The following is a 1,425-nucleotide window of genomic DNA, read 5'->3' as shown; positions in this document are numbered from 1 at the left end:
CAGATCATTCATCTCTGTCGTATATGCCCGGTGACTTTGCTTGAGCAACTGCTCCGTCTCTCCCGCTGTCCACTGCACCGTCACTTCTTCACTGTCCTTTACCAAAGATACGCCTGTCTCGGCGTAGTCCTGCGGCAGCTGTGGTGCTGCTGTTGCTTGGATGCCCGCCCAGTACCCTGCTTCCGCCTGCAGCGCCTCACTCCTCGCATAGTGCGACAACCCCTCTGCCCAAGCCTGAAAGGCGTCCGTTTTCATCGGCAGCCGGATCGGTTCCCCTTGCTGTGCCTGGGTATACGCTGTGCCCAAATCCTCCAGAAGTATGCGCCAGGAGACGCCGTCGATGACCCAGTGGTGGATCGCCACCAGCAGATGATCGCCATCCGTACACCGGAACAATCCCAGCTTGACCAGTGGGCCTTCGCTCAGATCCATCGTCGCCTGAATCCGGCTCGCCTCTGCCGCAATCGCTTCCTCGCTGTCTGTATCCGGTGCCATGTCCAGCACCTCCAGGCTGTAGCCCGCTCCTTCCCCGATCTGGCGGGTCCACGCCGTATAACCGCTATCGCTCCGGCGCAGCACGGTCCGCAGGGCATCATGGTGATCCGTTATCGCCTGCATCGCGGCTTGCAGCGCCCTCACTTCCCAACCGTCCGGGCGCTGCAAAACGACACACTGGTTATAGTGATGCAGGTCGGTCGCCTGCTCGATCACGAAGGCCTGCTGGATCGGGGTCATTCCCGTAACCCCGCGGATCTCGCCTTGCTCTGCCGTCCGCTTCACCGGCTCGACATGGGAACTTAAGGCGGCAATCGTAGGATTGGTCAGCAGTTCTTTCATCCCCACCTGGTAGCCCGCTTGGAACAGCTTCGCTGACACCTGGATGGACTTGATGGAGTCCCCGCCCAGATCCAGGAAGGAATCATAAATGCCGACCTGCGCCACCCCCAATACCGCTGCCCAGATCGAGACGAGATGCTCCTCGACTGCATTGCGCGGCGGTGCGTAAGCAACACCTGGCTCCACGTACGCCTGTGGCGCGGGCAGTGCCTTGCGGTCCATTTTTCCGTTGGACGTCAGCGGCAGCGCCTCCAGAGGCACGAAGTAGGTCGGGATCATATACTCCGGTAGCGACGCACTCAGCGCTGCCCGCAATTCTCTACCCGTCATGTTCCCGTCCGTGACGACGTAGGCACACAGCTCCTGCCATCCGCTCTCTGCCGAACGGGCGATCACTACCACCTCCCGGACCCCAGTCAGCGCCCGAATCGCACCTTCCACTTCCCCCAGTTCAATCCGGTAGCCCCGGATTTTCACCTGATCGTCCGTACGTCCGATATACTCCAGCTCCCCGTCGATCCGCCGGCGCGCTACGTCACCCGCCCGGTACATCCGTTGCCCCGGCACAAAGGGATTCGCCACAAACTT

General features: G+C 61.2%; 1 protein-coding gene. It reads right to left on the bottom strand.

Annotated features, from left to right (window positions below; all coding sequences use genetic code 11):
• Positions 1–1,389 (bottom strand): condensation domain-containing protein (locus ABIA61_RS26625; RefSeq protein ID WP_404581518.1); only part of this gene is annotated, 1,389 nt, incomplete at its 3' end.
• Positions 1,390–1,425 lie beyond the last annotated feature (36 nt).

The sequence above is a fragment of the Paenibacillus sp. RC21 genome, assembly GCF_044907935.1.
Taxonomy (GTDB): Bacteria; Bacillota; Bacilli; order Paenibacillales; family Paenibacillaceae; genus Paenibacillus; species Paenibacillus terrae_A.
This window is presented reverse-complemented; position numbering and strand designations above follow the sequence as displayed.